Annotated in this window: 27 protein-coding genes; 24 read left to right on the forward strand and 3 right to left on the reverse strand. The window is 36.6% G+C overall.

Features of this window, described 5'->3' with window-relative positions; genetic code table 11:
- Positions 1-69: 69 nt before the first annotated feature.
- Positions 70-708 (reverse strand): YigZ family protein, encoded by a 639-nt coding sequence (locus IHV09_RS09600; RefSeq protein WP_197264347.1) that lies wholly within the window; start codon positions 706-708, stop codon positions 70-72.
- A 313-nt stretch (positions 709-1021) separates the two neighbouring features.
- On the opposite strand from IHV09_RS09600, the gene IHV09_RS09605 reads away from it, so the two are divergent.
- Entirely contained in the window at positions 1022-2170 is a 1149-nt protein-coding gene (locus IHV09_RS09605) for a sensor histidine kinase (RefSeq protein WP_197264348.1), read from the forward strand.
- Between the two features lie 12 nt (positions 2171-2182).
- The gene (locus IHV09_RS09610) at positions 2183-2914 is read left to right on the forward strand and encodes a response regulator (protein WP_197264349.1); all 732 of its coding nucleotides are present in this window, start codon (positions 2183-2185) and stop codon (positions 2912-2914) included.
- A gap of 332 nt (positions 2915-3246) precedes the next feature.
- On the opposite strand, the gene IHV09_RS09615 is transcribed toward IHV09_RS09610, so the two are convergent.
- Positions 3247-5040, reverse strand: coding sequence for an ATP-binding protein (locus IHV09_RS09615; RefSeq protein WP_197264350.1), 1794 nt, complete (start codon positions 5038-5040; stop codon positions 3247-3249).
- A gap of 157 nt (positions 5041-5197) precedes the next feature.
- Here IHV09_RS09615 and IHV09_RS09620 point away from each other — a divergent pair, with 157 nt between their 5' ends.
- From IHV09_RS09620 to IHV09_RS22810, 22 genes are all read left to right on the forward strand, one after another.
- Entirely contained in the window at positions 5198-6118 is a 921-nt protein-coding gene (locus IHV09_RS09620) for an ROK family protein (RefSeq protein ID WP_197264351.1), read from the forward strand.
- Between the two features lie 129 nt (positions 6119-6247).
- Positions 6248-7096, forward strand: coding sequence for a DegV family protein (locus IHV09_RS09625; RefSeq protein WP_197264352.1), 849 nt, complete (start codon positions 6248-6250; stop codon positions 7094-7096).
- A gap of 49 nt (positions 7097-7145) precedes the next feature.
- Positions 7146-8642: a DEAD/DEAH box helicase gene (locus IHV09_RS09630; RefSeq protein WP_197264353.1), complete on the forward strand. Its 1497-nt coding sequence runs from the start codon at positions 7146-7148 to the stop codon at positions 8640-8642.
- Positions 8639-9349, forward strand: coding sequence for a ComF family protein (locus tag IHV09_RS09635; RefSeq protein WP_197264354.1), 711 nt, complete (start codon positions 8639-8641; stop codon positions 9347-9349). Before IHV09_RS09630 ends, IHV09_RS09635 begins: the two co-directional genes overlap by 4 nt.
- Before the next feature lie 82 nt (positions 9350-9431).
- A complete protein-coding gene (locus IHV09_RS09640) occupies positions 9432-9827 on the forward strand; it encodes a TIGR03826 family flagellar region protein (RefSeq protein ID WP_197264355.1) in 396 nt (131 codons plus the stop codon).
- Between the two features lie 86 nt (positions 9828-9913).
- Positions 9914-10180: a flagellar biosynthesis anti-sigma factor FlgM gene (gene flgM / locus IHV09_RS09645; RefSeq protein ID WP_197264356.1), complete on the forward strand. Its 267-nt coding sequence runs from the start codon at positions 9914-9916 to the stop codon at positions 10178-10180.
- 10 nt (positions 10181-10190) lie between these two features.
- Entirely contained in the window at positions 10191-10649 is a 459-nt protein-coding gene (locus IHV09_RS09650) for a flagellar protein FlgN (RefSeq protein ID WP_197264357.1), read from the forward strand.
- Positions 10650-10667: 18 nt separating this feature from the next.
- The gene (gene flgK, locus IHV09_RS09655) at positions 10668-12248 is read left to right on the forward strand and encodes a flagellar hook-associated protein FlgK (protein ID WP_197264358.1); all 1581 of its coding nucleotides are present in this window, start codon (positions 10668-10670) and stop codon (positions 12246-12248) included.
- A 9-nt stretch (positions 12249-12257) separates the two neighbouring features.
- A complete protein-coding gene (flgL, locus tag IHV09_RS09660; RefSeq protein ID WP_197264359.1) occupies positions 12258-13127 on the forward strand; it encodes a flagellar hook-associated protein FlgL in 870 nt (289 codons plus the stop codon).
- Positions 13128-13193: 66 nt separating this feature from the next.
- Positions 13194-13769, forward strand: coding sequence for a DUF6470 family protein (locus IHV09_RS09665; RefSeq protein WP_197264360.1), 576 nt, complete (start codon positions 13194-13196; stop codon positions 13767-13769).
- A gap of 12 nt (positions 13770-13781) precedes the next feature.
- A complete protein-coding gene (gene fliW, locus IHV09_RS09670; protein WP_197264361.1) occupies positions 13782-14222 on the forward strand; it encodes a flagellar assembly protein FliW in 441 nt (146 codons plus the stop codon).
- Between the two features lie 2 nt (positions 14223-14224).
- On the forward strand, positions 14225-14470 hold the full coding sequence (csrA, locus tag IHV09_RS09675; RefSeq protein WP_197264362.1) for a carbon storage regulator CsrA: 246 nt from the start codon (positions 14225-14227) through the stop codon (positions 14468-14470).
- A gap of 125 nt (positions 14471-14595) precedes the next feature.
- Positions 14596-15585, forward strand: a complete 990-nt coding sequence (locus IHV09_RS09680; RefSeq protein WP_197264363.1) for a flagellin — start codon at positions 14596-14598, stop codon at positions 15583-15585.
- Positions 15586-15653: 68 nt separating this feature from the next.
- A complete protein-coding gene (locus IHV09_RS09685; protein WP_197264364.1) occupies positions 15654-15986 on the forward strand; it encodes a hypothetical protein in 333 nt (110 codons plus the stop codon).
- Positions 15979-19191: a TDP-N-acetylfucosamine:lipid II N-acetylfucosaminyltransferase gene (locus IHV09_RS09690; RefSeq protein ID WP_197264365.1), complete on the forward strand. Its 3213-nt coding sequence runs from the start codon at positions 15979-15981 to the stop codon at positions 19189-19191. Before IHV09_RS09685 ends, IHV09_RS09690 begins: the two co-directional genes overlap by 8 nt.
- A gap of 35 nt (positions 19192-19226) precedes the next feature.
- Positions 19227-20360, forward strand: a complete 1134-nt coding sequence (locus tag IHV09_RS09695) for a DegT/DnrJ/EryC1/StrS family aminotransferase (RefSeq protein ID WP_197264366.1) — start codon at positions 19227-19229, stop codon at positions 20358-20360.
- Positions 20361-20395: 35 nt separating this feature from the next.
- On the forward strand, positions 20396-20971 hold the full coding sequence (locus IHV09_RS09700; RefSeq protein ID WP_197264530.1) for an acyltransferase: 576 nt from the start codon (positions 20396-20398) through the stop codon (positions 20969-20971).
- A gap of 17 nt (positions 20972-20988) precedes the next feature.
- Entirely contained in the window at positions 20989-21879 is an 891-nt protein-coding gene (gene rfbA / locus IHV09_RS09705) for a glucose-1-phosphate thymidylyltransferase RfbA (protein WP_197264367.1), read from the forward strand.
- Between the two features lie 29 nt (positions 21880-21908).
- On the forward strand, positions 21909-22856 hold the full coding sequence (gene rfbB, locus IHV09_RS09710; protein ID WP_197264368.1) for a dTDP-glucose 4,6-dehydratase: 948 nt from the start codon (positions 21909-21911) through the stop codon (positions 22854-22856).
- Positions 22857-22996: 140 nt separating this feature from the next.
- Positions 22997-23143 (forward strand): DUF5658 family protein, encoded by a 147-nt coding sequence (locus IHV09_RS22805; RefSeq protein ID WP_370568959.1) that lies wholly within the window; start codon positions 22997-22999, stop codon positions 23141-23143.
- Positions 23144-23916: 773 nt separating this feature from the next.
- Complete coding sequence (locus IHV09_RS09720; RefSeq protein WP_197264370.1) at positions 23917-24093, forward strand: YjfB family protein; 177 nt, start codon at positions 23917-23919, stop codon at positions 24091-24093.
- 122 nt (positions 24094-24215) lie between these two features.
- Positions 24216-24533 carry a DUF5658 family protein gene (locus IHV09_RS22810; RefSeq protein WP_370568960.1) on the forward strand — a complete coding sequence of 106 codons (318 nt, stop codon included), beginning with the start codon at positions 24216-24218 and terminating at the stop codon, positions 24531-24533.
- Positions 24534-24577: 44 nt separating this feature from the next.
- On the opposite strand, the gene IHV09_RS09725 is transcribed toward IHV09_RS22810, so the two are convergent.
- Positions 24578-26359 carry a hypothetical protein gene (locus IHV09_RS09725; protein WP_197264371.1) on the reverse strand — a complete coding sequence of 594 codons (1782 nt, stop codon included), beginning with the start codon at positions 26357-26359 and terminating at the stop codon, positions 24578-24580.
- Between the last annotated feature and the right edge of the window lies 1 nt (position 26360).

Below are 26360 nucleotides of genomic sequence, written 5' to 3' on the forward strand. Positions count from 1 at the left end.
AAAAATAGACAATTGTCTAAAAAACGACAATATAGCTTTCGGGGAAAAATATTATTTGGTGGGTATACTTTAGGATTTCACATCTTTCTCCAAATACTCCTCTTTACCAAAAACAATCTCACTTTGTGCGTTTGAAAGGTCAATGATCCATTCTTTAAATGTTTTCTTTTCTTTTATCGGTACAAACATCTGAATCTCTACTTTTTCCATGTAGTTCATCTCTTTGATAGGGTAGACAGAGTTGCGCAGTTCGTTCTCCATTTTACCGAGAAGCGTGTAATCCACGGTGATGTGAACGATCTGTTGGAGTTGGCGTTCTACAACGCCAATATGGTTGAGGCCTTCAGAAACTGATTTACCGTATGCACGGATGAGACCTCCAGCACCTAATTTGATTCCACCGAAGTACCGTGTGACAACAGCAACTGTGTCTTTCAATTGTCGTTTCTTAAGTACTTCTAACATCGGAACACCTGCGGTACCACTTGGTTCTCCGTCATCGTTTGCTTTTTGGATGTTGTCGGTTTCTCCAATTAAGTATGCCGAACAGTTGTGTGTGGCGCTGTTATGTTCCTTTTTAATTTTTTGGATGAAAGCCTGGGCTTCATCTTCAGTAGTAGCTCGTGCAATATGAGCGATAAAACGAGATTTTTCAATAACAATCTCGTGCTGTCCTTCGTTTTTCACAGTGAGATAATTGGCAAGCATATAGGGTAAAACTCCTTTGAGTAGTGAATATTATGAATTCCATGTCAAATTTGTCGAATAATCTTCATGTTTCAAGTGTATCGTGTTATCCTTCATTATAAGGTGATTATTAAAAGCATTCAAATTCTTAAAAATTTTTTAGCATTAAAAGTCATAAAATTCCACATCTTGGCGAATGTAGTATATTAGAAGGATTAATGTCTTCGCGGTATGATTCGTCCAGGTGGGTAGTAAGACCTATGTATAAATTAGGCAAGATGGTTCTAGAACTTCCGGTTACACTTCTTTATCGTTTTAATTGGGGGAAATTTACATGACTGCAGCTAAGTTAACGATAGATCCACATTTGTTGGACGGAATACTAAATCAGACCATCGATACAGTTACGGCAAGTCAATCACAAATCTTTGAGATCAGTGAGCATTCTAGACAAGAGTTTCAGCAGCTACGCCGTGAACTTGAGTTAGTGAAACAACAGGTCATTGAGGTCATACATAAGTCTGACCGGACCGAGGAATATGCAAAGCTAGCACGAACACGACTGGCAGAGGTGAGCAAGCATTTTCAAAGGTACAGCGAATCTGATATTCGTGATGCGTATGAGAATGCCAATAAGTATCAGATTGAACTTTCGATCATCCGGCAAACAGAGAAACAGCTTCGGGAAAAAAGAGACGAGCTCGAACGGAGAATCGGCGCATTGAACGATACGGTTCAAAAAGCGGAGTCTCTGGCAGGTCAGATTTCTGTTGTTTTAAATTATCTTAACGGTGATTTAAGAAAAATTAACGAACTTGTGCAAAACGCTCAGCAGAAGCAAGAATTTGGACTTCAGATTATAGAAGCCCAAGAAGAAGAGCGTAAACGAGTATCGCGTGAAATTCATGACGGGCCAGCTCAATTGATGGCAAATGTGCTCATTCGCTCTGAACTGTTAGAGAAAATCTTTGTAGAAAAAGGAACTGATGCCGCCCGTGTTGAAATAAAAGATTTACGGGTTATGGTCCGGAATTCATTAAAAGAGGTACGTAGAATTATTTACGATCTACGCCCGATGGCCCTAGATGATCTTGGTATCGTTCCGACATTAGACAAATATTTACGTAATGTGAAAGAAAGTACAGGTATAGAGGTTGAGCTTCATGCGCTTGGTCAGACCCGACGGTTTCCGAATAAGATGGAGATCGCGATTTTCCGTTTGATCCAAGAGTCGGTAAGCAATGCCGTTAAGCACTCTGAAGCAAATCTGATTGAGGTTAAACTAGAGTTTACTCAAAAGTTTATTTCATTATATATCCGAGATGATGGCAAAGGGTTCGATATGGCACAGCCTACAAAATCAAATTCCTTTGGCATGATGGGGATGAGAGAGCGGGTCGAACTGCTCGAAGGAACTTTAAAAGTGAAATCCCGCATAAACTTCGGTACAAGTGTTTACATTCAAATTCCCATTCAAGACTAGGAGGGTTCACACATGAATAATGTTAATGTGTACGAAAATAACGCCTCAGCACCTGAGAAAACAAGAATAGCTATTATCGATGACCATCGTTTGTTCCGTGAAGGAGTAAAACGTATTCTAGATATGGAAGATCAATTCTCTGTTGTTGCTGAAGGTGATGATGGCTCAGAAGCTGAGAACATTGTCCGCGACCATAATCCAGATGTGGTGTTGATGGACATCAATATGCCAAACATTAACGGTGTAGAAGCAACGCGCCGTTTGGTTGAGAAGTCTCCTGGTACAAAGGTGATTATCCTTTCAATACATGATGATGAGACGTATGTATCACATGCGGTTCAAACGGGTGCATCTGGTTACCTACTTAAAGAGATGGATGCTGATTCATTGATCGAGGCTGTTCGTGTTGTTGCGGATGGTGGAGCTTATCTTCATCCGAAAATTACCTATAATCTTCTAAACGAATTCCGTCGATTATCTACTTCAAATAGTAAACAGCAAAGCAAAGCTGGTTTTGTTGAGGTGGAGTACCGTAAGCCACTTCATATCTTAACGCGTCGTGAGTGTGAGGTTCTTCAGTTGTTAGCGGATGGACGCAGCAACCGTACGATTGGGGAAGAGCTTTATATTAGTGAGAAGACGGTTAAGAACCATGTGAGTAATATTCTTCAGAAGATGAACGTGAATGATCGTACGCAGGCTGTTGTTGAGGCGATCAAGAATGGTTGGGTTAAGGTGCGTTGATTTGAATTTAGGAGAAAAGACCTTCGATTTTGAAGGTCTTTTTTTGTTTTGTTTACTTGAATCGGGTGGGGTGGTACGGGGATGTATGTTTGAAAATCTTTGTGGGTGTTTTTAAGGTTGTTCAGGGTGGAGTAAGTTGTTAATTTCCGTTGCAGATACTCGCTTTCCGCGGGGCAGGCGGTGAGCCACTTGCCGCTTTGCGCCATTAAGTGTCTCACCTGACCGCTTGTCCCGCAGGAGTCTCGTATCTTCCACTTCAATTAACTTTCAGAGAGGAATTAAAGAAACAAATCCTTCTCTTGTTGACCTATAACAAGTTAAAGAAAAACAAATCAACTTAAGCTCATTTCGAGGACCTTTTCTTCTGACGGAACGGTTATTGGGAATTCTAGTGAGACTTTTGTTCCGTAGCCTTCTTTTGATTCAATCCTCATCTTTCCTCCGTGGTTCTGGACGATTTGGTAGCAGATTAGAAGGCCGAGTCCAGGATTGCCTTCTTTAGTTGTATAGAACGGCTGTCCGAGCTTTGATAGCAAGTGCTCGGGGATGCCGGGTCCATCATCTTGAATGGAGATGGTGATGTTTTCTTTTGTTTGTTTAAGCTGAAGCGAGATGTTTCCCCATGAAGGTGTCGCTTCTAATGCGTTTTTTACGATATTTAAAATGAGTTGAGCGATTAGATTTTCTTCGCACTTTAATGTAACAGGTTGATCTGGCAAGTCTAGGTGTAGCGAGATGGTTTCAAAGTCTGTTTCTTCTTCTATAAATTTGAGTGAGCGTTTGATGACTTCGTTTAAATCGTGGTCACTTTTTAAAATCATATGTGGTCGAGCGAGTATCATAAGCTGGCTGATGATAAAGTTGATCCGGTCTGTTTCTCTTAGCATGATGCCTAAGAAATGATGGGTTTCTTCTGTTGTGTTTTGTGATTGAAACAATTGCGCGAATCCTTTTATTGATGTGAGAGGGTTACGTATCTCATGAGCAAGACCTGCTGCAAGTTCACCGACATAAGCGAGTGTATTTGCTCTTTGTTTAAAGTTTTGGGCTTCATTGATGGCTGTCATGTCTTTTGCGATTCCGATCACAGCCGTCATATCACTTCTTATCGAATAAGGGATGCTTGTAATATCAAGCTCTATTTCGTGCCCTTCTTTATGAATGATGGTAAGTGGATGTTTGATTGTTTCGCCTTCAATCACGCGAGTTAAGTAATTCAGTGAATTCGAGATTTCATTTTGTTTTAAAAGGTTGGTATATGGCATAGCGTGAAGCTCTTCTAATGAATAGCCAGTGATTTGTACAAGTGAAGAATTTACTTTTATAAAATTCAAATCTGGTCCGATCACAAAAACACCTTCAGGATTCAATTCAAAAAGTGAGTTGTATCGGTGTTCAGATTCAAGCAGTTGAAATTGATGCTCGACGAGTCTCTTTTGGTTTCGCTGTTCTAGAATGTATAGAATCAATACAACTGTTGTCGCACCGAATACAAGTAAAGTAGCGGTCATGTTTATATTGTTGATCGGAAAACTACTATGCCAATCGAAAGTAGGCGTTCCAGCCATTAAGCCCATCTCACCCAAATAGTGCATTAGGCTAACACCTAATGTGAACGAAAGGCTAGCAGAAACTTTTCTTACTGAAAAATTTCTTTTAGTAAGGAGAAAGAAGCCGAGCCATGAGAATAGATAGGCAAAAGAAATGGAAAGTATAATAAACATGAAATTGGGTTCCATCGGCATATGCAAGTGCATAGACAACAATCCGATCACATGAACAGACACTAAGCCGATGCTAAACAAACTAACGGGTACAAAAAGTTTATTCTGCGGTCTTTGAGAGGTAAAATGTAAGAACGATACATATGAGAAGAAAATACCTGCAGCAAGTGCTGCGGTAACGATTAGAAAATTATAGTTTACACGAACAGGACTTTGGATGGATAACATCCCCATATAGTGAGTTGCCCAAACTGCAATGCCCATTGTAACAGAACCTATTAGTAAGAATTGTTGCTGCGATTTTTGCTCTTCTGTACGTCGATTGACCCAATCGAGTGAGATCAAGGCAAACAGAAAGCAAATGAATAGAGAAAGTATTACGATATATAGATTATGATCCAATGGTCCTAGCCCTCCTTTAAACATGTCTCACATTCTAATTTCTTCCATATCCGACAAATTCCTTCTTCATTCGAAAAAAACTTTTTAAAAGATTAATAATTCGTGTGCTTAATAATGAACTTAGCTGTAGAAAACGGTTCGGAGGTGAATGAACTTGGTGAAAAAGTACATATTAGCAGTTGATGTAGGAGGTACATGTATAGAGTGTGGACTGTTTGACTCCAGCGGATATCTACTTTCGACAAGTATGTTACACACAATGGAAGTGATGCAAGGTGATGTAGCAGAATATGTGGCAGATGAATTAATGAGGAAAATGGATGAGAACGCAATTTTGTGTGAAGAGGTCTACGGATTAGGAATAGGTGTGCCAGGAATAGTGGATGCTGAAAATGGACTTGTGCTAAAAGCTCCAAGCTTAAAGTGGAATCACTATCCTCTAAAAGAAAAGCTTCAGAGGTTGTTAGAAGTTCCTGTTTATATAGGAAATGACGTGAACACCGGCTTGTTGGGTGAAGTTGAGGCAGGTGGGTTGCAACACGTTCAGCATGCAATTTATATGATGATTGGGACGAGTATTGGTGTAGGTCTCCTCTTGAATGGTGAAGTCTATGAAGGTCATCGCTTCTCAGCGGGAGAAGCGGGTTATATGATAACCGATCAATCAGTTTTACGTGACGGGTTTCAACCAGCTCGTCCTGGGTATGGCTTTCTTAGTTCCAAAGCTGGCGGATTTGGAATGGCTCATGAATATGAGAAGACAACAGGTAAGCCCGTTTCAGCTCAGGAATTATTTTCTTTAGTGAAAAAAGGGAATGAAGCAGCGATTAACGTTGTTGATCAAGCTGTTGAACACCTTACTTCTTCTTTAATTAACATGACTGCTATTCTAAATCCAGAAGTGATTCTTCTAGGAGGTGGAGTGGGAAGAGAGCTTTCTCCATACCTTGAAAAAATAGAAGGAAATCTCGAAAAATATGTCCATCACAAACCTAAATTAAGAATTTCATCTATGCAGAATCACTCCGTTTTGAACGGTGCTTTCTCGTTATGCAGAAAACAGGTAAAAAGCACATAAAGGATAGTAGTAGAAAAAAGAGAATACTTAGTATAAGTAAATTTGAATTTAGTGAATTACTTTTTCTGATGGTGTACACTGTTAGAGGAGAAAAAAACAAGATTTTTGGCATAAGAGAGGACTAAAATTATGAGCAAGGTAGCCGTCATTACAGACAGTACTTCCTACATACCCGAACATATCCGCAACGAAAAAAATATTGTAATGATTTCGCTCAACGTGGTTTTTGATAAAGAAACATACAAAGAAGAAGCTGAAATAAAAGCAGATGATTTTTATGACATGGTTGGTAAAGAAGGTGCCCTTCCAAAAACGTCACAGCCGGCGATCGGTGAGCTTGTGGAACTTCTAGAAGAGCTATCTAAAAACTATGATGAAGCTGTGATGATCACACTATCGAGTGGGATAAGCGGAACGTATCAAAGTGCAGTTGCTGCCGGTGAGATGGTGGATGGCATTAAGCTTCATGTGTTTGATTCAGAGATCAGTTGTTCACCTCAAGCGTTTTACGTGTTGAAAGCTGCTGAGCTCGCGAGTAAAGGTTCTAACGGTTATGACATTATGAATCATTTGCTGCAGATGAAGAACAATGGAGTACCAGCTTACTTCATGGTTGATGATTTAAATCATCTTCACCGTGGTGGTCGTTTGAACACAGCTCAACTTTTCGTAGGAAATCTACTTCAGATCAAACCGATTCTTCACTTTGAAGACAAAAAGATCGTTCCGTTTGAAAAAGTACGTACGAAGAAAAAAGCATTAAAACGTATTTTTGATATCATGGATGAAAACGTAAAGCCGAATGACAAAGTAAAAATTAGTGTAATCCATGCGAAGCGTGAAGATGAAGCGGTTGAGATTGCTGACGAGTTACGTGAAAAGTTTGTAAACGCAGACGTCTGGGTAAGCTATTTCGGACCTGTAATCGGCACTCATTTAGGTGAAGGCTCACTCGGCATTACGTGGATAAAAGAATAATCATTGGAGAGATGAAAATGAAATCTCTAACACAAGGGGAGACAACACAATGAGGTTTGTCTCCCTTCTTTTAAACAATCGTTTAACCATTACCCCTGAAACTCTAGTGAACGATTCCTCTTTGAAAGCTGTCCCTTTTAGTGATCTTCTTTTGATAGAACAACCTCCTTTAAATCCAATATTTCAGTATGATGAGAAACTTCAACAAATCCTCTATGCTAAGTCACTTTTATTTGATGAACTATCTTTTACAGTAGAAAAAATTCAAAAGCATTATGAGAATGGTTATGTGAAATATTCCACTGGTATTAGTAAAACTTCTAACTGTTATTTATGTAGTCGCTGCGGAAATGAGAAGAGTCGTTTGTTTGCGGTGTTTTCTTGTTTTCGCTGTAAGAGTGATAACTGTGTGTACTGTCGGAACTGCATCATGATGGGAAGAGTCAGCCAGTGTACGCCTTTGGTTTCGTGGAGTGGACCTGAAGTGAATTTGTCTCGTGGAAATAATCTGCACTGGAATGGTGAGTTGTCGAGTGGACAGCAAGTAGCATCTGAAAAATTTGTGGAGAGAATTGGAAGTGAAGGTGAACTTTTGGTTTGGGCGGTTTGCGGGGCCGGAAAGACTGAAGTTCTGTTCAAAGGCATTGAAAAAGCATTGAATCTCGGACTTCGCGTTTGTATAGCAACTCCCCGAACGGATGTAGTATTAGAACTAGCTCCTAGGTTAAAGGCAGTGTTTCCAAAGACAATGGTCGCGAGTTATTATGGTGGATCAGAAGAACGTGAAACACCAGCACAACTCGTCATCTCAACCACTCATCAGCTTTACCGATTTAAACAGGCGTTTAACATCATGATCGTCGATGAAGTCGATGCTTTTCCCTATTCCTACGATAAAACCCTTCAGCATGCGGTGTCTCAAGCCGTTACACCAATACATTTTCTCCTTTATTTATCTGCGACTCCTTCTAGAACGATGAAAAAAGCTGTGATGAATGGTAATTTACCATGTGTGAAAATCCCAAAGCGGTTTCATGGATTTCCATTGCCTGTTCCAAAAATGGTTTGGGGTGGTGAGTGGAAGAAGAGTTTGGAAAGAGGGAAACTACCTTCTCCTTTTCTTAAGTGGTTGATTGCCCAAGCTAAAAGTGGACGACGAGCGATGATATTTGTATCTTCAGTAGCGGTTTTAGAAAAGCTGACAGAACTAATAAAAAAGATTGTAGATGTACCAGTTGACAGTGTTCATGCAGAAGATCCACTTCGAAAGGAAAAAGTGATTCAGTTTAGAAACGAAGAAATTCAATTATTAGTGACTACAACCATACTAGAACGCGGAGTTACCGTTCCTTTTTTAGATGTTGCAGTGTTTGGTGCTGATCATGATGTATTCACAGAAAGTGCCCTCGTTCAAATAGCAGGAAGAGCAGGGAGAAGTAAGGATGATCATAACGGTAAGGTACTTCTGTTTCATTACGGTAAATCACTCAGTATGATACAAGCGATTAATCATATAAAGAACATGAACAAGGAGGTTGGACTTTGAGTTATTGCCTTTATTGTCATGAACCATATTCTGAGTCTTGGTCATGGGAAGCGCTGATTGGCTTAAAGCAATCACTACTATTGTGCCAAGACTGTGAAGGAAGATTAGTGCGGATAAAAGGTGAGATTTGTAGATTATGCAGTCGTGACTTTTCAGTATTTCCCGAGCAATATCGACAGGGTGATTGTTGCTTTGACTGCATTCGATGGGAAGGAAATCAGGATTGGACCGGCGTTCTACAGCAAAATCGGTCACTTTATATCTATAACGACTTTATGAAGGAAATGATAGCCAAGCTGAAATATCGAGGGGATGCTGAAGTTATTAAAGCCTTTTATCCTTTACTGAGTTCTGAGTTTAAAAAGATTTCCCGTGATGCACTTCTTGTTCCCATTCCTTTAAGTGAGGAGCGATATTATGAAAGAGGATTTAACCAAGCTGAGCTATTAGCAAAAGGATTTAAAAAGCCAGTAGAACATCTATTAAAGAGAAGAATACATGAAGAGAAGCAGAGTAAGAAAACACGAGAAGAACGTATATCTCAAAAAGTGAATCCGTTTGAAGTAGTAGACTCTTTAAAAGTCGTAGGTCAGAAAGTTGTTCTAGTGGATGATGTATACACAACAGGAAGTACATTACGTTATGCGTCAAAAGTCCTAAATGAAGCTGGTGCCCGAAAAATTTCTTCTATTACCCTCGCACGATAAATAAAACGAATGACCTGTTAAAACTCGCTCACTCAAATCCGATATATACAGAAGATAGAAGTGTTAAGGAGCGGGAAGCGATATGGACAATTTGATGAACTGTCCGCAGTGCGGCAAACTTTTTGTGAAGTACATACGAGAACAGTGTGATGTGTGCTTTCAAGAGGAAGAACAGGATTATGATAAAGTCTATCGATATCTTAGAAAAAGTGAAAATCGAAAGGCGACGATCGTAGAAGTAAGTGAATCAACGGCAGTGGCTGAAAGTAAGATCATCTATTTCATACACCAAGGAAGAATTCGTGTGAAAGGATACCCGAACTTCACGTATCCATGTGATGGTTGCCAAGCGCCGATTAACGATGGCCGATTATGCGAAGAATGTAAAGCGCGTATCAAATCAGAGCTCTCGATTGAAGACTTGATCAGAAGAAAACAAGAAGAAGCATTACCTTCTTACCATACGGATGACAATTAACCTAATTTCTTTTCCTAACTTAAAGATTTTTATGATTTAGCCGATACATTAAATAAGATTAAAGTCTCTAGATGAGGTGACTAAAAATGCGAATCAATCATTTTAACTCTATTCAAAATAACCCATACACAAAACAGGTGCCCCATATGAAAGATAATCATGTTAAGGCTGCATACAAAAAAGATGAGATTCAAATTTCAGACGAAGCAAAGAAACTCTTATCTTCTTCAAAATTTGAACAAGACCGGATAAATAAAGTGAATGAAATCAAACAACAAGTGGATAGCGGAACATATAAAGTCAACGTTTCAAAAACAGCAGCTTCCATTATGCACTATTACAAGCAGGGTTAAGGAGGATTTCATGGAAACGGCACAGATGACATCACTTCTTGAACGTTTGCTTCATTCCCACACAGATCTTCTAACTCTCGGAGAAAGAAAAACAGAAATACTTAAATCAGGAGATCTGAAGTCACTAGATGTTTTGTTAAAAGAAGAAGATCTTCAAGTGAAGAAATTACAACAGATCGAAAAAGAAAGACTTGTTAAGTTTGCGAATGTCACGTTAGGTGATGTTTTAGAACAAGTAGAAGAACCGGAAAAAGAACGATTGCTGAATCTGCAAAACCGATTAATCGATATCTATGATGCTTTAAAAGACAGAAATCAGCTTAATCAAGTGTTACTTGAGCAATCACTTCAGTATGTGAATATGTCACTTAGTATGATGCAGCCTCAAAGTGAACCTGTGACTTATAACCAAACGAAAAAAAATCCTTATCATAATAACGCAGCATCACTTTTTGATTCAAAAGCTTAAACCTACGGAGGAATTACAATGCGCTCAACCTTTCATGGATTAGAAACAGCCCGTCGAGGAATGTTTACACAGCAAACCGCTCTTCAAACGACAGGTCACAATATAGCAAATGCGAATACTCCTGGGTATAGCCGTCAAAGAGTGAACTTTGTTCAAACTGAAGCATATCCGGCTGCGAGCATGAACCGCCCACAAATTCCTGGACAGATGGGAACGGGTGTAGCGGCTGGGTCGGTACAGCGTGTTCGCGAAGGATTTCTTGATACTCAATTTCGAGGAGAGAACAACAAACTGGGCTATTGGGATGCGAGAAGTGAAGCGCTAGAGAAGATGGAAGATATCATGAATGAACCATCTGATAATGGTTTAGCAAAAACCCTTGACCGTTTTTGGCAATCACTACAAGATCTATCGGTTAACCCTGAGGATTCTGGAGCTCGTTCTGTAGTTCGTCAGCGCGGTTTAGCTGTAGCAGAGACTTTTAATTATCTATCAAACTCTTTATCTGCTATTCAAGGGGATTTGAAAACACAAGCCAATCTAACTACAAAAGAAATTAATGCAATACTAAAAGATATCGACAGCATTAATAAACAGATAAGCGAAGTAGAGCCGCATGGGTATCTTCCTAATAAATTGTACGATGAGAGAGACTCATTAGTTGATCGTCTTTCCACTCTCGCAAATGTTAAAGTAACCCCTATTAAAAGTGGTGGTCAATCTTCACCTATAGCGGAAGGGCAATACCAAATTGAGTTACTGTCTTCTAACGGAAATTCTTATTCTCCTGCTGTTATGCTAGTGGATCCTAATTCTACAAATTCATTAGGGAAAGTAGATATCACTTATGACTCAACGAATACAATTGTGCAAAACGTAGTGGTTACTTCAGCTTCAGATGCTGCTACTGCATATGATATTGATGCTAAAAACCTATCAAATGGTGAGTTAAAAGGGATAATAGAGTCAAATGGTTTTGTAGACAGCCTTGGTAATGTAAAAGGTACTTATCCTGAAATGCTCGCGAGTCTGGATGAAATGGCTTTTGAGTTTGCTAGTGAATTCAATAAAGTACAACAAGACGGATGGAATCTCGAGAATATAAATGCTGGTACAAAAACTCCTGCCACAACTTACTCTTTCTTTGATGGTATAGGAGCGACTCCCGCAGGAGCTGCAAAAGGAATAACACTCCATTCTAATATGGAAGGAACCTCAGGACTTGATAGAATCGCTGCCGCGTGGGCTCCGGCTGGAGAAGTTGCGTATAGTGGTGATGGCAGTAACGCATTAAAACTTGCAGATATAAAAAATGCAAAAATCTTTTCAGGAGCCACTACTCTACAAAGTTATTATGAAGGCAAGATTGGTCAAATGGCTGTCGATGCCCAACAAGCGGTTCGTTTGACTGAAAACTCAAGTGTCCTCGCAGATGCGGTTGACCAGCGACGTATTTCTGTAAGTGGAGTTTCTTTAGATGAAGAGATGACAAATATGATTCAATTTCAGCATGCATACAATGCATCAGCTCGAAATATTACAGTTATTGACGAAATGTTAGATAAAATCATTAACGGAATGGGCGTTGGCGGAAGGTAGGTTTTGTAGATGCGAGTAACTCAATCCATGTTGTCCAACAACACGTTGAGACACATTAGCCAAAGCTACGAAAGAATGGCAAAAACACAAGAACAGCTTTCAACGGGTAAGAAAATCAGCCGGCCATCGGACGATCCTGTTGTTGCTATGAAAGGCATGACTTATCGAACCAATTTAACAGAAGTGGAACAATATAAGCGGAATCTTTCAGAAGCATACAACTGGACGGAGAATACTGACACAGCTTTGGACAAAGCGAACAGTGTTCTTCAGCGAATACGTGAGTTAACTGTTCAAGCTTCGAATGATACACTTGAAGATTCACAAAAACAGATGATCGGTAAAGAAATCACTCAGCTGAAAGAACATTTAGCGTCTGTGGCTAACACGCAAGTTGCAGGTAAATATCTCTTTAACGGTAATGATACTACAACCAAGCCAGTAGATTTGGCCACTAATTCATTCTCTACTAACCAAAATGTGGTCGAACTAGAATTGTCAAAGGGTATAAAAATATCGGTAAATATTAATCCGACAAATGTTTTTTCACATGACCTTTTTGATGATCTCAGTGCTTTAGAAACTGCTTTGAACTCCGGTTCAAATGGCATAGACAGTAATCTGGATATTTTGGATAAGCATATTAACAATCTTGTGGCTGAACGGGCAGAGCTCGGAGCACGTTATAATCGTATTGAACTTATTGATGAGAGGGTCAGTGAACAGGAAGTAATCGCTAACCGCATTTTGTCTGATAATGAAGATGCGGATATTGAACGTGTAATCACAGATCTTAAAATGCAAGAATCAGTACATCGTGCGGCACTTGGTGTAGGCGCTCGAATCATGCAACCAACGTTAATGGACTTTTTGCGTTAAAAATGCAGAGCTATCTCAGTGATAGCTCTTTTTTTACAGTTAATTTTATTTGGAGGGGATTAAAACGTGAATATTGTTCGACTTAAAATTGAATCCACCCCTGCACTATTGGTGCTAAAATCACAAAAAGCTATACAAATAATTGAACAACAACCGGCTGAACTAAATATTTCACAACCCAAACCAGAACTTACTATTATACAAACTCCTGGTAAATTAACCATTGATCAATCACAAGCATGGGAAGACATGGATTTGAAAAACATATTCAAAAGAATTGAAGAAGCTGCTCAAAGAGGGTACCAAGATTGGCTTGCTGGAATTGCAAGAAGATCCCAGGAAGGTGATGACCTTATGGAAATTGAAAATGGGGGTAATCCAATAGCAGAACATGCGAAAGTAAATAGTGAAAGTCCAATATATGAATTTAATATAGGGTTTATTCCCTCTCCATCTAGTGTGAAAATAAATTACCAACCAGGTGACCTAAAGATAAATTGGAAGACTCACAAACCTGAAATTGATGTTAAAATTAATAGACCCCGTCATGATTATAAGCCTGGTGTAATTCGTGGTGAGATAAGACAATGGCCGTCACTAAAAATTGAAGTCATTGGATTACAATTTGATGAAAAAAAGTAAAGGGCTGAAAATATGAAAATCGAGACGAAATTTAAAGATATAGTAGAAGTGAAGAAGTCTGATATATTAGGTTTTGAACAAGGTCTACCTGGGTTTCAAGCGGAGAATAAATTTGTCCTAATACCTATTGAAGGAACAGATCTATCATTGCTTCAATCTGTTCAAACCAGTGAGCTGGCATTCATAATAACAGATCCATTTATCTTTTTCAAAGAGTACGATTTTGAATTAAGTTCGATAGAACAAGAGCTGCTGGATATTAATAATGAAAAAGAAGTATTTGTACAAGTCATTCTTACTGTTGCAGATCCATTTGAAAAAACGACAGCAAACTTAAAAGCTCCGATTATAATTAATACTAAAAATAACCAATGTAAACAAGTTGTTTTGACGGATGATAGATATCGGACAAAGCATCTATTAATAGAAGCTTTAATCGGACAGGAGGGTTAAAAATGCTGGTCTTGAGCCGCAGACTGCAAGAGGCAATTAAAATTGGCAACGATATTGAAATTACGGTCCTTACCATTGAGGGAGATCAAGTTAAGCTAGGTATTAGTGCTCCTAAAAATATAGAGATACTTAGAAAAGAAATATACCTTACGATTCAAGAAGAAAATAATCAAGCTGTACTTACTTCACTTAATACAATTAATCAGATAAAACTTCAAAAAAATATTTCGAAATCTATTAAAAAATAATATTTTTCCTCCGATATAAGTTATGTAGGAACAGAGGTACTTTTAACGGCCGGTAAAAGGCTTCAGTTCTAAAAACATCCAACCACAAGGAAGTGGACGGAACACATTTCAAGGAGGAATTTAAAATGAGAATTAACCACAATATCGCTTCTCTTAACACATATCGTCAATTGAACAGTGCAGCTACTGCTCAATCAAAATCAATGGAAAAACTATCTTCAGGTCTTCGAATCAACCGTGCTGGTGATGATGCAGCTGGTCTAGCTATTTCTGAAAAAATGCGTGGGCAAATCCGTGGGTTAGATCAAGCTTCTCGAAATGCTCAAGATGGAATTTCTTTAATCCAAACTACTGAAGGTGCTCTAAACGAAACTCATTCTATCCTTCAGCGTATGCGTGAACTTGCGGTACAATCTGCTAACGATACAAACACTGATACTGACCGTAAAGAACTTCAAAAGGAAGTAAACGAACTTGCTTCTGAAATTACACGTATCGGTGACAACACTGAATTCAACACGAAAAACCTTTTAGATGGCAGCTTTACAGGAACTTTCCATATTGGAGCTAACAGCGACCAAAACCTTACTATTTCTGTAAATGACATGCGTTCTGATGCACTTTCAGTTGGTCAAGCTTATGCTACAACAGGAACAGGAACAGGTTCTGAGTTAACAAGTGCTTCTAGCCCTTCAGTTTCTCTTGGTACTTGGCAAGCAGCTGCAACTGGTGCAGTTGCAGGTTACTACAATGGTGCTACTCTTGTAATGGAATCCAGTGCAGCGTTAGCAGCTGACACAAAAGGAGCACTAGGTATTGATATTTCATCTCAAACTACTGCTGATTCAGCGATCGAAACAATCAATACTGCTATTGAAACTGTTTCTGCAGAGCGTTCAAAACTTGGTGCTACTCAAAACCGTTTAGAACACACAATTAATAACTTAGGTACTTCATCTGAAAACCTAACAGCTGCTGAATCACGTATCCGTGATGTGGATATGGCATCTGAAATGATGAACCAAACGAAAAACTCAATCCTTGCTCAAGCAGCACAAGCAATGTTGGCTCAAGCTAACCAACAGCCACAAGGTGTTCTTCAATTATTACGTTAATTTTCTTTTGATAACTATTAATGGGCCGACTAATCCTTTAGTCGGCCTTCTTTTAAAAAGGAGCTATTATGACTGAAGCGATCTATGAACTCAAACACTCCCTTAAAGAATTGAACCGAAACTTAATAAAACGAATTGATCCAATCTGTGAAATCCTTGAAAATAAAGAGGACAAAGAGCGTTTATCTTATTGGTTAGACGATCTTACAATCTTAACAGAAACAACGATTGTGCTTAATAAAAAAAAAGTAACTGATTTTGACCTCGATTTATTTAATGAAAAGATTAATGACTTGCTTGACGGTATTGAAAATAAGGACTTTCTTTTAGTTTCAGATCAATTACAGTATGAATTGAAACCTTTATTAACGTATTGGGATGAGTGTATTACAAATGATTAAAAAGAAATTAAGTATATGTATGATCGTTAAAAATGAAGAACAGAATCTTCAGCGTTGCTTGAATAGCATTAAAAAAACTCTTGATGAAGGCCTAGCAGAATTAATAATCGTTGATACTGGCTCAACAGATAAAACGATGGAAATTGCGAAAGGGTATACAAAACACGTGTTTTTTCATCCGTGGAATGGGAACTTCTCGGATATGAGAAATAAATCTATTTCTTATGCAAAAGGGGAATGGATTTTTATTTTAGATGCGGATGAGGTTTTGGAGACACCAGAGGAATTTATTTCACTATTAAATGACCCTCAATTGAATTCTTATAATACCATTAGGATTATTACTAAAAGTTTATTATCTTTTAAAGCTAAAAAATACGTAACTCATGTTCAGGAACGTTTGTTTCGAAATGATGGAATTTTTAAATATAGTGGATCGATTCATAATCAACCGGGTTATAACCATCCAACTTTTACTGTAAACAACATTAAGCTGTTGCATTATGGATATGACAATGAAGACAAAGAATTGATGGAAAAAAAGTTTCAACGAACAGCCACTATGCTGAAAAATGAACTTGAAAAAGAACCTGAAAATGTTTATTATCGGTTTCAACTATCTCGCTCATATGCCATGCACGGTGAACACGTTATAGCTTTAGAAGAAATGCAAAAAGCTTATGAGATTGTCACAGCACAAACTGAGGAGTTTATAAAATTAAGTTATTATATTTTTGGCGAGTATGCTCGTATGTTAATGAATGCTAAGAAATATGAGAAAGTTATTGAGGTTGCTAGTCAATGTTTGAAACATACTAAAGACTATCCGGATTTGTATTTTTATATGGGACATTCTTATCTCTCGTTGAATAAATATAAAAATGGTATAGATTCGTTAGAACATTATCTCAATCTTTATTTTAAATACAATAAAAACGAACTAGATTTGTCAAAACTTAATGCAGTTGAAATGTATACGTTAGATGAAGAAAACTATAATTTCGCATTAACTCTATTGGTCAATACATTCTTTAAGGATCAATCTATAAATTTTAAAAAAGAAAATTATAAGTCTTGGGTTAATATGATTGAAAACCAGGCTTTAAAATATAAACTTCTTGCTCAGTTAAACTTGATAGAAAAGGATTATAAGCAATTATTGAACATCTTTCAAGGTATAGGCATTGTAAATAAATCACGTTATTCTTTTATTAATTCTATTGAAACCTTAAAAAAAGATTTAAATATAGAAGAGAATAAATCAATTGAAATGCTCTTCGCTAAAGTTGAAGATGATTATGGCTTATTGAACAGAATTCGATTAACGGAGGATAAAAACAGGTTATTATTAGAGCTTATTAATCAATATAACCTTATCCAATTTTCTGATGAAATCATTATGGAATTCGTTAACCTCTTTATGGCAAGTACATATTTGAACAGGTTTTTTAAAAAGATTGATAGCTTTACCATAAAGAAAATTGTGAAAAAATTAATAGATCAAGATGATAATATAAAAGAATACTTTCTAAAGAGTTTAAGTAAAGACTTTAAGTTTAATGATTTTCAGAATAACAGAATTTTTATAGCAATAGCCAATGTTATTCTTTTGTCTGCAATAGAGGAACAAAAAAAGAACGATGTTGTTTCTGATGAGTTATGTGAGATATTCCTTAGCTATATAAAAAAGGGTAAGAATTATATTAAATATTTATATAACGAAAAACACCTGCGTCTTATATATAACAGTTTGGAAAATAGGGAAGAAAAATTTCTTATTTCGATAACACTTGCATATGATTGTGCGGATAAAAAAGATTATCAAAATTTCATGAAATATTTTAAAGGGGCTACAAATGAATACCCTTATTTTGCTCGGCTTTTGCAGGTGATTTTGTATGAAGTTTTTCTTAAAAAAGCTAATATGCATGAGGAATCCAGAGAATATTTACAGGCGATTGAAGCCTATGAAAGTATTTTGAGGTTAAATATGCCCAGAAAAGACAACGTTCTAAGTTGCCTTGAACGCATGGAATTGGAATATAAAAAAGAAACGATAGAACAAATAGCCACTGGTTTGAAAAATAAAAAGCCAGCTAACAATAGTCACTTTGGGAACCTGCACTTACTGACAGACAGCCCATATAGTGAAGATTTTATGCAATTTATTAATCAAAATTATGAAGAACACCTTCATACATTTATACTAATCGCGGACAATATGCAATTGAAATATGTAAACCAAAATGGGAAAGATAATTTGTATGTTCTTTCTTTTAATGACAAAGATAAGATCAGTAATATGTTGGCCGATAGTAACAAGATCTTTATACACTATCTGCTTGATTTTTTTTGTGATTTAATTGCGGAGACTGCTATAGAAGGAACCATCCATTGGGCTGTATGGGGAGGAGATGTATACAATTATATCCCCTATGAATTATATGACTCTAAAACCGTTGAACTAGGTTTTTATAATAATAGGAACCCCGGATATCTTGTGAATAGAAAACAGACGATTAGAAAAGTAGATTATATTTTAACTTGGCTGGAACAAGATTATGAATTAATCAGAAAGCACTATTTAACAGCAGCTTTAATGAAAGAGTTTATGTATCCCTTACCAATCAATAAAACGGATATATCATCTCAAATTACAATGAAACAGTCGACTGCGAACAATGACCATTATACATTTATGATTGGAAATTCAGGAGATCCAACCAATAATCATGTAGAAATCATGGAACTCCTTTCTACGTATCATCAAGAAAATTTTAAAGTTCTAGTACCGTTATCATACGGAAATCCTTTTTACATAAAAAAAATAATTGAAAAAGGAAAAGAACTGCTTGGAGATAAATTTATACCGCTTACACAATTTATGGAAGAGGAGAAATATATCAACTTGCTTAAAGAAATAGATGTGGCTTTTATGAATCATAATAGGCAGCAAGCAGCGGGAAACATCTTTTTATTATTAGCTTTAAATAAAAAAGTATATTTAAAAGATAGCTCTCCAGTAAATCGTTATTTATACGAAAAGAATTATTGTGTTCACCGCATTTCAGAAATTATGAATCAGAATATGAATTTCAAACAGATTATTAGCCGAACAGTTGGTGATGATGAAAATCAGCAAAAACTGCTATCTAATTTGACAAATAGTGAGTTGAAAAAAAATTTGGACAAAGTATTTATTTAATAACCTCAATAATACATTTTTTGGAGTCGGTGGATATGAAAGAATCAACTAAACCGATATTGGTAACAAAGCCTTTTTTACCTCCCATGGAGGAGTATGTTTCCCAAATAAAAGAGATATGGAATAACGCTTGGCTTACCAATAATGGTCCCTTGCATAATTCCTTGGAGAATAAACTCAAAGATTTATTGGGAGGAGAAGAGGCTACACTTTACACTAATGGAACACTCGCACTTGAATCTGCTCTACAGTCTATAGGGGTAAAGGGAGAGATTATTACAACCCCTTTTACTTTTGCTGCAACTGTTCATGCTATTGTCAGGACGGGTAATAACCCGGTTTTCTGTGACATTGAACCTTCTACCTTTAATATTGATGTAAACAAAATTGAAGAGTTAGTAACTGATCAAACAATAGCCATTTTGCCTGTTCATGTATTTGGTTTTCCATGTAATGTATATGAAATTAATGAAATTGCCCAAAAGCACCAGTTGAAAGTTATATATGATGCAGCCCATGCTTTTGGTGTGCAGCTCAATAATATTCCGATTGGTGCCTTTGGTGATATTTCTATGTTCAGTTTTCATGCAACAAAAGTTTTTCATTCAATTGAAGGTGGACTTCTTAGCTATAACGGAAAAGAGCTGCAAAGGAAGCTCAACTTATTAAAAAACTTTGGTTATATGGATCCGGAGAATATAGAGATTGTTGGAACAAATGCGAAAATGAACGAATTTCAAGCGGCAATGGGTCTGGTAAATCTTAATCATATTAATGAAGAGATAAAAAAAAGGGAACGCTTAGTTAATTTCTATAAATCACAGCTAAATCAGATAAATGGAATTAAATATATTGAGGATAGAATTGAAGTAAAACAAAACCATTCATATTTTCCTATTTTAGTTGAAGAGAGTTTTGGAATAGACAGAAATAGGTTGCAAGAGGAATTAGCTTTACACAATATTCAGACACGTAAATATTTTTACCCTTTATGCAGTGATTTTTCTTGCTACCAGGACGTAGTTTCTGCAAAGGGATTATCGGTTGCAAGAGAGATTGCTAACAAAGTTTTAGTTCTGCCTCTTTATGGAACATTAACCGAAGAAGAAGTTACTTTTATATGCCATAAAATTAAAGAAATTAAAAAAGTAAACCAATATGTGCTATAAGACGATTATTTTCGCAATTAGATAGAGGAGTTTTGATATTGTCTTTTTATTCCACAGAGGAATTACTAAATATCGGGTTTAAAGCTATAGGTGAAAACGTAAATATAAGCAGAAAAAGCAGTATTTACAATCCTTCCACGATCTCCATTGGAGACCATGTTAGAATTGACGATTTTTGCATTTTATCTGGTGGAGAAAAGGGTATAGAAATTGGTTCTTATATACATATAGCAGCTTATTCTGCAATCTATGGAAGCGGGGGAGTTGTGTTAAAGGATTTTACTAATCTTTCTTCGCGGGTTGTCATCTATAGTGTAACTGATGATTTTTCAGGATTAAGTTTGACTAATCCTACAGTGCCGGCTGAATTTTCCAATGTACAAAAAGGTGAAGTCATCCTAAATAAACATGTAGTAGTTGGAACGAATTCTACTATTCTTCCAAATGTTGTTGTTGGTGAAGGAGTGGCAATAGGAGCCCACAGTTTAGTTAAACAGGATGTCCAACCATGGGGAATTTATGCTGGTATACCTGTAAAAAAAATTAAAAATAGAAAAAAAGATCTCCTTGTAAAAGAAGAAAAACTATTCAAATTAAATAATTCTAAATAACTTAGGGGCAAATTATTATGAAGGGTATTATATTAGCAGGTGGTACGGGTTCAAGGTTATATCCCTTAACAAAAACAATATCCAAACAATTACTGCCTATTTATGATAAACCAATGATTTACTACCCGCTTTCTGTATTAATGCTTGCGGGAATAAAAGAGATTTTATTAATCTCAACGCCGCAAGATACACCGCTTTTCAAAGAACTACTTGGAGATGGTTCAACGATCGGATTGTCTATTGCATATGCAGAACAACTTTCGCCAGACGGGATTGCTCAAGCGTTTATTATTGGTGAAAAATTTATTGGCAATGATAATGTTGCTCTTATATTAGGGGATAATTTATTTTATGGTCCTGGTTTGACGCAACGGTTAGAAAAAGCAATTAGCCGAAAAGAAGGAGCTACTCTCTTTGGTTACTATGTAAAAGATCCAGAGCGATTTGGGGTTATAGAGTTTAATGAAGAAGGACAAGCGGTTTCGATTGAAGAAAAACCTGGATCACCAAAATCTAATTATGCCGTTACAGGTTTATATTTTTATGATAATCATGTTATCCAAATAGCAAAAAGTCTAAAGCCTTCATCAAGAGGAGAATTAGAGATTACTGATATTAATCAGAAATACCTTGAAATGAATACTTTATATGTTGAAGTTTTGGGCCGAGGATTTTCTTGGTTGGATTCTGGTACACACGAATCATTGCTGGAGGCTTCTCATTTTATAGAAACGATTGAAAAAAGACAAAGCTTAAAAGTGGCTTGTTTAGAAGAAATTGCATATGTGAGAGGAAATATTACTAAAGAGCAATTGTTAAAACTAGCTGAACCTATTAAAAATAACCAATATGGGCAATATTTAATAGAACTGGCTAACCGTACGGATGTTTTTTATAAGTTAGGATAGAATGGAAACTAATCAGCAGGAGAATGAAAATGAATTTATTAGTAACCGGTGGAGCAGGCTTTATAGGGAGCAACTTCATAAAATATATTTTATCGAAATATGAAGAAAAATATAATGTTGTTAATTACGATTTATTGACCTATGCAGGGAATCTTAACAATTTATTAACGGTTAAAAATTTACTGAATTATAAGTTTGTTAGAGGAGATATAAATAATCAGCAATTAGTAGATTATGTTATCAAAGCATATGATATAGATGTAATCGTAAATTTTGCAGCAGAGTCTCACGTAGATAGGAGTATTGAAAATCCCGGAATATTTATAAAAAGCAATGTGCAGGGAGTTCAAACCCTTTTAGAAGCAGCAAAAGAAAACAAAATAAGAAAATTTATTCAAATTTCAACTGACGAAGTTTACGGTTCGCTTGATAACGAAGGTTATTTTACAGAAGAAACGCCACTAGCACCGAACAGTCCTTATTCATCAAGCAAAGCTAGTGCAGATTTAATTGTTAGAGCATATCATGAGACATTTGGTTTAGATATTAATATTACAAGATGTTCTAATAACTATGGTCCTTTTCAATATACAGAAAAATTAATACCTAAACTAATTAGCAAAGCCTTGAAAAATGAAAACATTCCTATATATGGGAATGGGGAAAACATAAGAGATTGGCTCCACGTTATTGACCATTGCTCAGCAATTGATATGGTCATTCATAATGGCACTTCAGGTTCAATATATAATATTGGTGGAAATAATGAAAAGTCAAATAATGAAATTGCTCAAATAATACTGAAAAAACTAAAAGTATCTCAAAATTTAATAAAACATGTTGATGACCGACTTGGACATGATTTTCGATATGCCGTCGACTCAAGTAAAATACAAAAGGAATTAGGATGGGCGGCAAGTATTGATCTTGAAAGGGGATTAGATGACGTTATCTCTTGGTATCGATGTCATTTGTAAAAAATCATAGCATTTAAGGTTTTAATTTTTACAATGATACCCCCCTTTGATGTTTGTTGACAAACAAAATTTTTGTTTAGAGAGAGGGGTGAACAGAAATGTATCGATTATTTCGAATACAAAAGCATCTATGAGTTTGTTTGTGTTTAGGGATTTTAAATGCAGCAGATGCTTTGTTCACTCAACAGCTGCTGCAAAAAGTCGGAAGTGAACTCAACCCTTTAATGAGCAGTCTGTATGAATACGACCCAGTCATCTTTCTCCTCGTTAAATTCTTTTTGGTATAGGGTCGTTATACTTTTAAAAAGAAGAGTACTGGTTCTGCTAAACACTGCTTTGCTTATTTATTTTATCGTAATCTCGTGGCATGTGATTATTAATGTGTGGCTTGTGAAATACCGTTAAGGTCATCGGAAAATTAAGCATCTACTAAAATGTCGATATCAAATGAGTTTGAATTGCAATTCTGTCCAATGTATTCTGCAAAAGCATCATTTACAGTGCCGTGTAATGCCAAAGAGAAAATGGAAATCTCAAGTACCAAGCTATCATTGTCGCACCTATTTTTTTACAGAGAGATTTTTCAGCCGTTTTGCCCAATGAAAAATGTATCTTTCAACCATTAATCTGTTCAATAATCAAATTGTGGTTTACAAGCTCTATACGCATCAACAAACTCTTCTGATGACAGATACTTTAAAAGCTGAATTAGAATCACGAGGAAACTCAGTGATCAAGGAAGTGTGTATACATCTTATGTGTATCAGCAGTTGATACAAGAAGGTAAATTAGTTAACAGTATGTCCACAAGGGGAAATTGTTGGGGTAACGCCGTTATTGAATCTCTCCATTCAAATCTAAAACCTGAAGTATTCCAATACGTGAAGTTTAATTCTAGTTAAATGAGGGTAGTATGGCAGTCTAACAGGTGTTTTATTAGTGTTCCAATTGATTATGTCAGTCTAGTCTAATCATCAGATAAAATAAACAATATCACTCATGCATAAACAAACATTAAACCGATATATAAATTAACTGAGAAAAGAAAGCAGGTTAACAAATGGACATTGCCGCTCTATCTATTATGATGAATCAATCACAAGTCAAACAACAAGCCAACATCTCTGTAATGAAAATGACAATGAATACAGCAGAACAAAACAATATTAATCTTATGAAGATGTTAGAGCAATCCGTTCAGCCTTACTTGGGAAGCAAAGTAGATGTTAAACTGTGAAAAGATCTCTAAAAAGAGGTCTTTTCCTTTTTATCAAACATGTCGCTTTTTGCAACACATTTCTAGTAAACTTTCTCTTCAAATATGGGTATACTTCAATAGTAGAGAAGGAGAGTGCGGAGATGGATCGTGTGTTTCGGATACAAAAGCATTTGTGGATATGTTTGTGTTTGGGTATTTTAAATGCTGCGGATGCTTTATTTACTCATCAGCTTCTTCAAAAGGGTGGTAAAGAGCTAAATCCATTAATGCGAGGGCTATATGAACAAGACCCCGTTATTTTTCTTCTAGTAAAATTCTTCTTTTCGTACCTAATTATAGCTATTGGTTTTATACCTCTAAAGAGGAGAGTACAGGTGTTGTTACTACTAGCGTTGGTTGTATATGTTGTAGTAATCTCGTGGCATTTGATCATTAATATCTATTTAATGAGGAGTTAAAACATCATTCTCTTAAAAAGAAAAAACCTCCCGTAGGAGGCTGGTCATTGAAGTAGTCTATCTATCTGAGTAACAGACAAATCCTTAACGACTGGTAAACCTTCTGGAGGATTTTTAATCAACTCCGGGTTATATATAATTTTTAAACGTGACTTAGATGGAGACATTTGACTTTGACCTGATTCAAAATCATAGGTGTTTAACCTGCCGTATATAGGTTTTACTTTTCCTCGTGTTGCGTTTAAAACCACCTTTCGACCAAAGACTCCACCTTGAATTTCTACATTCGATCCAACTCCATAAATCTCCATTAGATTTTCTGAATAGAAGAATCCACGAATGATATTCGCATTGTCACCGTAAACGTTGTTATTTGATATTTGAATGGAATCTTTGCCAAAGAGAACAAGTGACTTTTCAATGTTATTGTTCATAATTCCCTGCAAGCGGGAGTAACGGATGGTCGTTTTCCCAGTAACATAAATGGTTGAATTAAACTTTACGTTGGCTCCCCATATGGTTAGATCGCCATCTATAAAGATAGGTCCGTCAATTTCAAATTGATTATACTCTCCGTAGCTGTAATGGTTGATATCTGTGTCTCCAATTGTAACGTCCCCTCCAAAGTATGCCCCTTGTTTAAACGTTAATTGGCTTGGACCAAATCTTCCTGCTGTTGCACTAGTAATGTTTACTTTTCGATCTGGAGAATATAGGCGGGTACTAAAGCTTTTAAATGTATGACTACCATGAATTTTTATATCTTGATGTGTAGCAACAGCAATGTTAGAAGATTCGTAGTTTCTTCTAATATTCTCCTGGTTTGCATTGTTATTAAAATTTCCATCGTTAAGCTTTGTAACCCCAATTTTTACTTCGGGGAAGTAGTATTGGGCTTTTTGTCCATCAATATCAATTGGAGCAAAGCTTGGAGCCCGCGAATCAACGATAGGCACGTAATCCTTATTTATTTCGTTAAATGAGGTAAAGGCGCTCCCGACACTTTCTTTATTAATTTTTTGATAAGCCACATTGTTGTTAAAGTTTTTTTGCAGTATATGATCACTGTATCTTGAATCTGAAGTCATTTTATACAAACTTCCGGGAAGAATTAGATGAGCTTTTTTACCATTTTCACCTTCAACACTTGGTAAGTCAGATGTAATCCAATCATAGTCTGTACCTACGATTCCCTTGTTCTTCGTAATTAGATTCCTTTCTACATAAAGGTCTCCTTTAATGGCAACTCCTCCATGTAAAAACATATTTCCATCATCATCCCGAGCTGTACAGCCAATTCTGCCTTTACAAGGGTTATAGGCACCAAGTGCATAATTTAACGCTTCAGGTGTTTGTTTAGCACCAAGGTGAATGTTGGAGATTATTGTTTTAGTTTTACCGTTAACAGTCGCTTGGCTATGTAGGGTCATGGTCTGACTCAAGTCATCAGGATCAGCCGTAACCTTTTTCAAATTATAAATTTTAACCTTTAATATTCCGTTATCGGATGGAAGAGTCGCAGTGGTTGGAAACTCATCATTTGCATTTGTTACTTCATAGTTTTTAATTATGTTTTTTAATGATAGATTAAAATCTTTTGAAGGCAAGCCTGCCAGAAGTTGTGATTTGGACTCAAGAAGAGTGGTTAAGTAGTCAATACCTTTCTCAGCTAATTCTACAGACTGTATTTGTGTTTCACGAGCATCTGTTTTTTTAACACCGTTAAACGTAGTAGAAATTAGTGACAGTCCAGCTACCGTAAAAATGACAATCATTAATAATACAATGATGAGCGTATTCCCTTTTTCAGTTAAGAGATTCTTCATT

The organism is Fictibacillus sp. 23RED33, assembly GCF_015903925.1.
In the GTDB taxonomy this organism is placed as follows: Bacteria; Bacillota; Bacilli; order Bacillales; family Fictibacillaceae; genus Fictibacillus; species Fictibacillus phosphorivorans.

Excerpts from the sequence above, each read along its gene's own strand:
- IHV09_RS22810 (WP_370568960.1), top strand. The coding sequence starts at position 24,216 with ATGGATCGTGTGTTTCGGATACAAAAGCATTTGTGGATATGTTTGTGT.
- rfbB (WP_197264368.1), top strand. The coding sequence starts at position 21,909 with ATGAATTTATTAGTAACCGGTGGAGCAGGCTTTATAGGGAGCAACTTC.
- flgM (WP_197264356.1), top strand. The coding sequence starts at position 9,914 with ATGCGAATCAATCATTTTAACTCTATTCAAAATAACCCATACACAAAA.
- IHV09_RS09680 (WP_197264363.1), top strand. The coding sequence starts at position 14,596 with ATGAGAATTAACCACAATATCGCTTCTCTTAACACATATCGTCAATTG.
- IHV09_RS09650 (WP_197264357.1), top strand. The coding sequence starts at position 10,191 with ATGGAAACGGCACAGATGACATCACTTCTTGAACGTTTGCTTCATTCC.
- IHV09_RS09625 (WP_197264352.1), top strand. The coding sequence starts at position 6,248 with ATGAGCAAGGTAGCCGTCATTACAGACAGTACTTCCTACATACCCGAA.
- IHV09_RS09720 (WP_197264370.1), top strand. The coding sequence starts at position 23,917 with ATGGACATTGCCGCTCTATCTATTATGATGAATCAATCACAAGTCAAA.
- IHV09_RS09600 (WP_197264347.1), bottom strand. The coding sequence starts at position 708 with ATGCTTGCCAATTATCTCACTGTGAAAAACGAAGGACAGCACGAGATT.
- rfbA (WP_197264367.1), top strand. The coding sequence starts at position 20,989 with ATGAAGGGTATTATATTAGCAGGTGGTACGGGTTCAAGGTTATATCCC.
- fliW (WP_197264361.1), top strand. The coding sequence starts at position 13,782 with ATGAAAATCGAGACGAAATTTAAAGATATAGTAGAAGTGAAGAAGTCT.
- flgK (WP_197264358.1), top strand. The coding sequence starts at position 10,668 with ATGCGCTCAACCTTTCATGGATTAGAAACAGCCCGTCGAGGAATGTTT.
- flgL (WP_197264359.1), top strand. The coding sequence starts at position 12,258 with ATGCGAGTAACTCAATCCATGTTGTCCAACAACACGTTGAGACACATT.
- IHV09_RS09695 (WP_197264366.1), top strand. The coding sequence starts at position 19,227 with ATGAAAGAATCAACTAAACCGATATTGGTAACAAAGCCTTTTTTACCT.
- IHV09_RS09685 (WP_197264364.1), top strand. The coding sequence starts at position 15,654 with ATGACTGAAGCGATCTATGAACTCAAACACTCCCTTAAAGAATTGAAC.
- IHV09_RS09610 (WP_197264349.1), top strand. The coding sequence starts at position 2,183 with ATGAATAATGTTAATGTGTACGAAAATAACGCCTCAGCACCTGAGAAA.
- IHV09_RS09605 (WP_197264348.1), top strand. The coding sequence starts at position 1,022 with ATGACTGCAGCTAAGTTAACGATAGATCCACATTTGTTGGACGGAATA.
- IHV09_RS09640 (WP_197264355.1), top strand. The coding sequence starts at position 9,432 with ATGGACAATTTGATGAACTGTCCGCAGTGCGGCAAACTTTTTGTGAAG.
- csrA (WP_197264362.1), top strand. The coding sequence starts at position 14,225 with ATGCTGGTCTTGAGCCGCAGACTGCAAGAGGCAATTAAAATTGGCAAC.
- IHV09_RS09690 (WP_197264365.1), top strand. The coding sequence starts at position 15,979 with ATGATTAAAAAGAAATTAAGTATATGTATGATCGTTAAAAATGAAGAA.
- IHV09_RS09725 (WP_197264371.1), bottom strand. The coding sequence starts at position 26,359 with ATGAAGAATCTCTTAACTGAAAAAGGGAATACGCTCATCATTGTATTA.
- IHV09_RS09630 (WP_197264353.1), top strand. The coding sequence starts at position 7,146 with ATGAGGTTTGTCTCCCTTCTTTTAAACAATCGTTTAACCATTACCCCT.